This window comes from Guyparkeria sp. SB14A (genome assembly GCF_005096345.1).
Taxonomy (GTDB): Bacteria; Pseudomonadota; Gammaproteobacteria; order Halothiobacillales; family Halothiobacillaceae; genus Guyparkeria; species Guyparkeria hydrothermalis.
In genome coordinates this window covers 1-8,208 of record NZ_SWAW01000044.1, presented here as the reverse complement: position 1 = coordinate 8,208, position 8,208 = coordinate 1, and the positions used below count along the sequence as shown (strand labels likewise).

General features: G+C 63.7%; 8 protein-coding genes. All 8 read left to right on the top strand.

Annotated elements, in window-relative coordinates; translation table 11 throughout:
* The coding region (locus tag FAZ79_RS10765) for a ferritin-like domain-containing protein (RefSeq protein ID WP_247709546.1) at nucleotides 1–671 on the top strand (671 nt) is incomplete at its 5' end.
* Between the two features lie 244 nt (nucleotides 672–915).
* Nucleotides 916–4,440, top strand: a complete 3,525-nt coding sequence (gene dnaE, locus FAZ79_RS10760; protein ID WP_136867969.1) for a DNA polymerase III subunit alpha — start codon at nucleotides 916–918, stop codon at nucleotides 4,438–4,440.
* Nucleotides 4,441–4,544: 104 nt separating this feature from the next.
* The gene (locus FAZ79_RS10755) at nucleotides 4,545–5,471 is read left to right on the top strand and encodes a restriction endonuclease (protein ID WP_136867968.1); all 927 of its coding nucleotides are present in this window, start codon (nucleotides 4,545–4,547) and stop codon (nucleotides 5,469–5,471) included.
* Nucleotides 5,472–6,297: 826 nt separating this feature from the next.
* Nucleotides 6,298–6,576 (top strand): type II toxin-antitoxin system RelE/ParE family toxin, encoded by a 279-nt coding sequence (locus tag FAZ79_RS10750; RefSeq protein ID WP_136867967.1) that lies wholly within the window; start codon nucleotides 6,298–6,300, stop codon nucleotides 6,574–6,576.
* A gap of 38 nt (nucleotides 6,577–6,614) precedes the next feature.
* The gene (locus tag FAZ79_RS10745) at nucleotides 6,615–6,899 is read left to right on the top strand and encodes a HigA family addiction module antitoxin (RefSeq protein WP_211238841.1); all 285 of its coding nucleotides are present in this window, start codon (nucleotides 6,615–6,617) and stop codon (nucleotides 6,897–6,899) included.
* A 159-nt stretch (nucleotides 6,900–7,058) separates the two neighbouring features.
* Nucleotides 7,059–7,295 carry a DUF4160 domain-containing protein gene (locus FAZ79_RS10740; protein WP_136867965.1) on the top strand — a complete coding sequence of 79 codons (237 nt, stop codon included), beginning with the start codon at nucleotides 7,059–7,061 and terminating at the stop codon, nucleotides 7,293–7,295.
* Nucleotides 7,276–7,515, top strand: a complete 240-nt coding sequence (locus FAZ79_RS10735; protein WP_136867964.1) for a DUF2442 domain-containing protein — start codon at nucleotides 7,276–7,278, stop codon at nucleotides 7,513–7,515. Before FAZ79_RS10740 ends, FAZ79_RS10735 begins: the two co-directional genes overlap by 20 nt.
* A 13-nt stretch (nucleotides 7,516–7,528) precedes the next feature.
* Nucleotides 7,529–7,828, top strand: coding sequence for a HigA family addiction module antitoxin (locus tag FAZ79_RS10730; RefSeq protein WP_136867963.1), 300 nt, complete (start codon nucleotides 7,529–7,531; stop codon nucleotides 7,826–7,828).
* Nucleotides 7,829–8,208 lie beyond the last annotated feature (380 nt).

Genomic DNA, 8,208 nt, shown 5'->3' with positions numbered 1-8,208 from the left:
CCGAGCGCCCGGAACTGGTCGCCCCGCGCGACGTGCCCAAGCGCGGCCCGGCCACGCCCGAGGGCCGCGCCTCGATGGCGCATTCCTTCGCGCACATCGAGTTCAACGCCATGAACATCGGCCTGGACGCCTGCTACCGCTTCGATGCCATGCCCGCGGGCTTCTACCGCGACTGGCTGTCGGTGGCGCGCGACGAGGCCAAGCACTTCGAACTGCTGGACGCCTATCTCCGCGAGCGCGGCTACGAATACGGCGCGTTCCCGGCGCACGCCAGCCTCTGGGAGACCGTGCACGGCACCGAGCACGACGTGCTGGTGCGCATGGCCCTGATCCCGCGCGTGCTCGAGGCGCGCGGCCTGGACGTCACCCCCGGCATCCAGCGCAAGCTCGCCCAGTACGACGACCAGCCGCTGATCGACATCCTGGATGTCATCTACACCGAGGAAATCGAGCACGTGCACATCGGCACGCGCTGGTTCCGCTATGCCTGCGAGCAGCGCGGCGTCGATCCGCGTACCACCTTCCGCGAGCTGTTGCAGCAATACATGGCCGGGCGCATCCGCGGCCCCTACGACGAGGTCGGCCGCAAGGCCGCCGGGTTCACCGACGGCGAGATGCAGGACTTGAAGGACATGGAAGCCGAGACGCTCGCCATGCTGGAGGGCAAATGAGCGCTTTTCGCATGACGTGTCACCAAGCCGATCCTGCCGCCTCCGCCCGTAGGAGCGCCTTCAGGCGCGATGGTCTGGGATTGGTACCTGCGGGTATCGCGGCTAACGCCGCTCCTACGGTAATGGCGATGTTCCGTGTGAGCTTGCCCTGCAAGCGAACCGCGCCGCCGGCGCGGGTCCCGGCTTCCGCATGCCGCCGCAGGTTGGGCTGGCACGGCTCGTTCGCGTCGGGGGAGGTGGCCGCATGAGTTTCGTCCACCTGCACGTGCACAGCGAGTACTCGCTGATCGACGGCACCCTGCGTGTCAAGGACGCGGTCAAGCACGCCAAGGAACGCGGCATGCCCGCCATCGCCCTGACCGACCAGGGCAACCTGTTCGCGATGGTGAAGTTCTACAAGGCAGCACTCGGCGCCGGCATCAAGCCGATCTTCGGCGCGGACTGCTTCGTCTACGAGAACGCCCAGACCCCGCCGTCGCGCGTGGTGCTGCTCGCGCAGAACGACACCGGTTTTCTGCATCTGACCGAGCTCTTGTCGCAGGCCTACTGCGAGGGCCAGCACGACGACCGGCCCTGCCTGAACCGCGACTGGCTCACCCCAGAGAAGACCGACGGGCTGATCGCGCTGATCGGGGTGGACAGCGATCTCGGTCGTGGTCTCGTCCACGGGCTCGATCACGTGGTCGACGAGGCGCTCGCCTTCTGGACGGTGCGCTTCCCCGACCGGCTGTATCTCGAGCTCACGCGCACCAACCGCGTCAACGAGGGCGCGTTCATCGAATCCGCCGTGGATCTGGCCATCGCGAAGGACCTGCCGGTGGTCGCCAGCAACGACGTGCGCTTTCTCGACCAGTCGGACTTCGAGGCCCACGAGGTGCGGGTGTGCATCAACCAGGGCCGTACGCTCGAGGACCCGCGCCGCCCGCGCGACTACTCCGACCGCCAGTACCTGCGCACCGCGAACGAGATGCGCGAGCTGTTCGCCGACCTCCCCGAGGCGATCGACAACAGCCTGGCCATCGCCGAGCGCTGCAACGTCACGCTGAAACTCGGCGAGAATTTCCTGCCCAACTTCCCGACCCCGGCCGGGCAGACCGAGTCGGATTACCTGCGCGAGCTCTCCGCGCAGGGGCTGGAAGAACGCCTGAAACGCGTGCCGGCGGAAGACCACCAGACCTACCGCGAACGGCTCGAGCGCGAGCTGGACGTCATCATCCAGATGGGCTTCCCCGGCTACTTCCTGATCGTCGCGGACTTCATCCAGTGGGCCAAGCGCCAGGACATCCCGGTCGGGCCGGGGCGGGGCTCGGGCGCCGGCTCGATCGTCGCCTGGGCGCTGCTGATCACCGACATCGACCCGATGGCCTACGACCTGCTGTTCGAGCGGTTCCTCAACCCCGAGCGGGTCTCGATGCCCGACTTCGATATCGACTTCTGCATGGAAGGCCGCGACCGGGTGATCGACTACGTCGCCGAGCGCTACGGCCGCGACGCCGTCTCGCAGATCGCCACCCACGGCACCATGGCCGCCAAGGCGGTGGTCCGTGACGTCGGCCGGGTGCTGGGCTACCCCTACGGCTTCGTCGATCGCATCGCCAAGCTGATCCCCTTCAAGCCGGGCATGGACGTCTCGCTCGACGACGCCCTCGGGCGCACCGAGAAGAGCCAGAAGGAACCCGAGCGTTATTCGGCCGACCTCAAGGAGTTCTACGACCGCGACGAGGAAGTCCAGGCGATCGTCGACATGGGCCGCGCCCTGCAGGGCCTGCCGCGCTCGGTGGGCAAGCACGCCGGCGGCGTCTTGATCGCGCCCTCCAAGCTCACCGACTTCACGCCGATGTTCTGCGAGGCCAACCACGCCTCGCCGGCCTCCCAGCTCGACAAGGACGACGTCGAGGCCGTCGGCCTGGTCAAGTTCGACTTCCTTGGCCTGAGGAACCTCACCATCATCGACTGGGCGCTGAAGGCGATCAACGCCACGCGCGAAAAGGCGGGCGAGGAGCCGATCGACATCTCGGCCATCCCGATGGACGACCCCAAGAGCTTCGAGCTGTTGAAGCGCTGCGAGACCACCGCCGTGTTCCAGCTCGAGTCCAAGGGCATGAAGGGCCTGATCAAGAAGCTCCAGCCGGACAACTTCGAGGAGATCATCGCCCTGGTGGCCCTGTTCCGCCCGGGCCCGCTCGATTCGGGCATGGTCGACGACTTCATCCTGCGCAAGAAGGGCGAGCAGCAGGTCGAGTACCTCCACCCGTGGCTCGAGGAGGTCCTCAAGCCCACCTACGGCGTGATCGTCTACCAGGAGCAGGTCATGCAGATCGCGCAGATCCTGGCCGGCTACACCCTGGGCGGCGCGGATCTCTTGCGCCGGGCGATGGGCAAGAAGAAGCCCGAGGAAATGGCCAAGCAGCGCCAGATCTTCCTCGACGGCGCGAAAGAGAAGGGTGTGGACGTCGACGAGGCGGGCTACATCTTCGATCTGGTCGAGAAGTTTGCCGGCTACGGCTTCAACAAGTCGCACTCGGCCGCCTACGCGCTGGTCGCCTACCAGACCGCCTGGCTCAAGGCCCACTACCCGGCGTACTTCATGGCCGCCGTGCTCTCCGCGGACATGGACAACACCGACAAGGTGGTCGGTCTGATCGAGGAATGTCGGCGGATGGAGCTCGAGGTGGTGCCGCCGTCCGTGCAGCGCTGCGCCTACCGCTTCACCGCCGGCGGCGAGCGCGAGATCGTCTACGGCCTCGGCGCGATCCGCGGGGTGGGCGAGGGCGTCATCCAGCGCATCGTCGAGGAGCGCGCCGAGAACGGCCCGTTCGCCGACATGAACGACTTCTGTCAGCGCGTCGGCGCCGGCACGCTCAACAAGCGCGTGCTGGAAGCCATGGTCTGCGCCGGGGCGCTTGATGAGCTCGGGCCCTCACGGGCGGCTCTGCACGCCCACATCCCGGAGGCGATGAAGGCGGCCAGCCAGGTCGCCACCGCCGCCGAGGCCGGCATGAGCGATCTCTTTGGCGGCATGGACGAGCCGGAGACGGCCGTGGCCAGCCCGATCAAGCCGGTCCCCGAGTGGTCGGACGACGAGCGCCTGCGCCTCGAGAAGAACATGCTCGGGCTGTACCTCACCGGTCACCCGATCAACCAGTACCTCGACGAGCTCACGCGTTTCATCACCGGGCGCCTCGACGTGCTGACCGACAAGGCCGAGTCCGCCGCGGCGGCCGCCGGTGGCGGCTTTGTCAAGGGCACGCCCGCCGTGGTGGCCGGCCTGTGCGTCGCCGAGCGCACCATGCGCACCCAGAGCGGCGACAAGCAGCTGTTCATCACCCTCGACGACGGGCGCGGCCGCGGCGAGATGCGCCTGGTGGGCGACGACATCGAGGTGCTCGCCGACCGCGTCGGCCGCGACCAGCTGGTGATCGTCGAGGGCGACGTCTCCTTCGATTCGTTCAACGGCAACCTGCGCATTCGTCACAAGCGGCTCTACACGCTGGGCGAGGCGCGGGCGCGATTCGCGCAGTGCGTCACCATCGCGCTCACCCCCGACTGCGGCATCGAGGCGACCGAGCGGATGCTGGATATCGTCGAGCCGTTCCGTGAGGCGGAGGGCTTGCCGGTGATTGTCGAGGTGCAGAGCGAGTTGGGGCGGGGGGCGTTTCGTCTTGCCGACGAGTGGCGGGTGGCGCCGGAGGCTACGTTGATGGAGCGGTTAGAGGAGTTGGATACCGTTACCAGGGCAGCGGCATATTACCCAGGGCGTGGCTCTTAACCGAATACTGTTGCACCGTGCTGGATGTCTCAGCCAACAAGTAGTAGGCCTGCTTACGCGTGGCATCCAGGTTGAATTTGCCTCAAACATCAAGGAAGCCGTTGATGGCAATCCCAGACTTCCAGACTCTTAATCGCCCACTGCTCGAGTATGCTGCGGGTGCTGACGAGCGCCGTTTACGTGACGCGCACGACGCTTTGGCCGACGCTTTCGATTTGAGTGAAGAAGAGCGCGAGCAAATGCTCCCGAGCGGGCGAGCCAAGCTGTTCTATAACCGGGTAGCGTGGGCCGCCACGCATCTCAAGAAAGCAGGGCTTCTCGAAGCGAAACGCCGTGGCGTGTTCGCGATCACCGACGCTGGCCGAGAAGCGATCAAGTCCGGTCCAGCGCGGATCACGAATCGCTACCTTGAGCGGTATCAAGGATTCTTGGATTTTCGCTATCAGCGCAACAACGGACCGGCGGATAACGCGGAAGAAAGCACGCCTTCGTCATCCTCATATGACGATGAGCAAACTCCGGAAGAGGTCCTCGAAATTGCCTGGAAGACCATACGGGGCAATCTCGAAATCGACCTGCTCGATCAGATCAAACAAGTTACGCCCGACTTTTTCGAACGGCTTGTCGTCGATGTCCTCGTCGCCATGGGTTATGGCGGCGAAAGAAATGACGCCGCAAGGGCTGTGGGAAAGAGTGGCGATGGTGGGATCGACGGGATTATCGACGAAGACCCACTGGGTCTAGACGTAATCTATCTGCAAGCCAAACGTTGGGAAGGTGTCGTCGGCCGTCCCGAAATTCAGAAGTTCGCTGGCGCACTGCAGGGCCGTAGGGCTAAAAAAGGTGTTTTTATAACGACTTCGAGCTTTACGCGTGAGGCGCTTGAATACGCGAGTCTTATCGACAATCGCATTATTCTTCTAAACGGCCGACGTCTAGCTCGGCTAATGATTGATCACGGCGTTGGTGTTTCGACGGCCTCGGTGTACGAACTCAAAAAGCTCGATAGCGACTACTTCCTCGACGAATAGATCCTTTCCAGTCCTCGAAGGTGTAAGGGCTGATTTTTTAGAGGGTGTTGATCGGTTTCACGCGCCGTTTGGTCGGAGTGGGTTCAGTCATCTGCCGTGCCCGGCGCGCGAACCCTTTTCTTGCTTGTCCAAGAAAAGGGCGAAAAGAAGGACACCCCGACGCCTTGGCCCTGCGGGCCTGATCGCTACCGCGATCAGCCTCGCGAACGGGCAATCGCGGACGGGTCGGTTCGACGCGACGTCCTGTCGCGGCGAACCTCGGGCTCGCGTCCATGCGAGCCCGACCCTGCGATTCCCCGCTCGCGAGGCAAGGCGTAAGGGGACTCGGCCTTCGATTCGAATTGTTAGGCGTGTTCAAACGTCGTACTTGCCTTGAGGCGCGGACGGACGGGTAGGTAGCAACCGAACCGCACGGCGGTAAACGAAGGCTTTATCCCCTTTCGGCTTGCCTCACGATCGGCGGCTGGCCGGGGTCGGAGCGACATGGACGTCGCTCCGAGACTCGCCGTGACAGGACGTCACGTCGAGCCGGCCCCGAGTCAGCCGTCGGTCGTGAGGCTTCGAGGTCGGACGACAGTCCGAGCTCGAAGGCCCGAAGGGCCAAGCCGTGGGGTGTCCTTCTTAGGGTGTTTTCTTGGACAAGCAAGAAAATACCCTCGCACGCCGCGCACGGCAGTTGACCTTTGTCGCAAGACGTAACCGGCGTGCGAAACCCTCTCCCAACGGTCAGAAGTTTTCCCGAGACCATTCCGAACAAGGGTGAGGATGACAACGTGCTCCTAATGTTTGTTTGCCGCTTACCGATAAACGGTATATTCTCTAAACCATGATCAGGAGCTTTCGCTGCAGGGACACGCAGAGGCTGTTCGAGACCGGACGATCCCGCCGATGGTCGGATATCCGGCGCATCATCGAACGCAAGCTGGCCCAGCTGCATGCGGCGGAAGCACTGGAGGACCTGGCCTCGCCGCCGGGCAACCGTCTGGAGGCGCTGGCTGGCGATCGCGTCGGGCAGCATAGTATCCGGGTCAACGCCCAATGGCGTCTGTGCTTCCACTGGACGGATCGTGGGCCGGAAGACGTCGAACTGGTGGACTACCACTGAGAGCAGAGGAGGGTGAGCTGATGGCAATTAAGAACGGCATGCGCCCGGTCCACCCGGGCGAGATCCTGCGCGAGGACTATCTCGAGCCGATGGAGATGAGCGCCAATGCGCTGGCCAAGGCGCTGAAGGTACAGCCCAGCCGGATCAACGACATCGTGCTCGAGCGCCGGGGCGTGACGGCGGATACGGCGTTGCGCCTAGCGCGGTACTTCGGCACCACGGCGCGCTTTTGGCTGAACCTGCAGATGGAATACGAGTTGCGTCGCGCCGAGATTGAGCGAGGCGACAGCGTCACCCAGGAGATCGATCCGGTCGCCATCTGATCCGATCGAAAAGCGTCGGAGCGCCAAGTCGCTGCTCGGCGGTAGATCCTTGTCGCAACGCGCAATAGGCGTGTGAAACGTTCCTCCACGCCATATTGATGAACGTCGGAATTGTGCAATGATTCTGTAATCGCCCAGGTAGCCAACGCAGGGACGCGTATGCCAACGGTGCTTCGATCTGGACCCTATCGATTCTTCTTCTATAGCAACGAGTACGGTGAGCCGCCGCATATTCACGTGCAGCGGGATCGCCTCTTGGCGAAATGCTGGCTTAAGCCAGTTGCGCTCGCGAGTTCGAGTCACTTTCCGTCCCATGAACTTCGGACCATAATGGACATTGTTCGGAAGAATCAGGACACCTTCCTGGAGGCCTGGAATGAGCACATTGGCGGTTGAGGCGCAGGCCCGTGCCGAGCGGGTTTTTTTCGGTGACGACGACATGACGGTCCAGCTTGTTGATGGTCGCAAGATCAGCGTGCCGTTGGCTTGGTTTCCGTTGCTGGCGGCTGCCGATCGCAAGCAGCTCGAGACATTCGAGCTCCTGGGGGACGGCGAAGGTATTCATTGGCCCGCGCTGGATGAGGACATCAGCGTCAAGGGACTGTTGCGCGGCTGATCAGGTGGCGGACATGATCGATAACGGCATGCGCCCGGTCCACCCGGGCGAAATCCTGCGCGAGGACTACCTCGAGCCGATGGAGATGAGTGCGAATGCGCTCGCCAAGGCACTGAAGGTACAGCCCAGCCGCATCAACGACATCGTGCTGGAGCGTCGTAGGGTGACGGCGGACACGGCCCTGCGATTGGCGCGTTATTTCGGCACCACGGCGCGCACCTGGCTGAACCTACAGATGGAATACGAATTGCGTCGTGCCGAGATCGAGCGTGGTGACAGCGTCACCCAGGAGATCGACCCGGTCGCCATCTGATCCGATCTGAAGCGCCGAAGCGTCAGGCTCACTGCACGGCGGTAAACGAAGGTTTTGTCCCCTTTCGGCTTGCGTCACGGCCGTCGGCTGGACGGGGTCGGAGCGACAAGGACGTCGCTCCGAGGCTCAGCGCGACACGATGTCGCGTCGAGCCGGCCCCGAGTCAGCCGTCGGTCGTGAGGCTTCGAGGTCGGACGCGGTCCGGCCTCGAAGGCCCGAAGGGCCAAGCCGTGGGGTGTCCTTCTTTTCGGGTTGAAGTGGTTCACTGATCTTGGACACCCCGATAGGTGGTAATTTGCCACCATGACCATGAGGTGTACCGAGATGGGACGACGACATTTCTCTCCGGAGTTCAAACTGGAAGCAGCCAGCCTGGTGCT

Excerpts from the sequence above, each read along its gene's own strand:
- dnaE (WP_136867969.1), top strand. The coding sequence starts at position 916 with ATGAGTTTCGTCCACCTGCACGTGCACAGCGAGTACTCGCTGATCGAC.
- FAZ79_RS10755 (WP_136867968.1), top strand. The coding sequence starts at position 4,545 with ATGGCAATCCCAGACTTCCAGACTCTTAATCGCCCACTGCTCGAGTAT.
- FAZ79_RS10750 (WP_136867967.1), top strand. The coding sequence starts at position 6,298 with ATGATCAGGAGCTTTCGCTGCAGGGACACGCAGAGGCTGTTCGAGACC.
- FAZ79_RS10745 (WP_211238841.1), top strand. The coding sequence starts at position 6,615 with ATGCGCCCGGTCCACCCGGGCGAGATCCTGCGCGAGGACTATCTCGAG.
- FAZ79_RS10740 (WP_136867965.1), top strand. The coding sequence starts at position 7,059 with ATGCCAACGGTGCTTCGATCTGGACCCTATCGATTCTTCTTCTATAGC.
- FAZ79_RS10735 (WP_136867964.1), top strand. The coding sequence starts at position 7,276 with ATGAGCACATTGGCGGTTGAGGCGCAGGCCCGTGCCGAGCGGGTTTTT.
- FAZ79_RS10730 (WP_136867963.1), top strand. The coding sequence starts at position 7,529 with ATGATCGATAACGGCATGCGCCCGGTCCACCCGGGCGAAATCCTGCGC.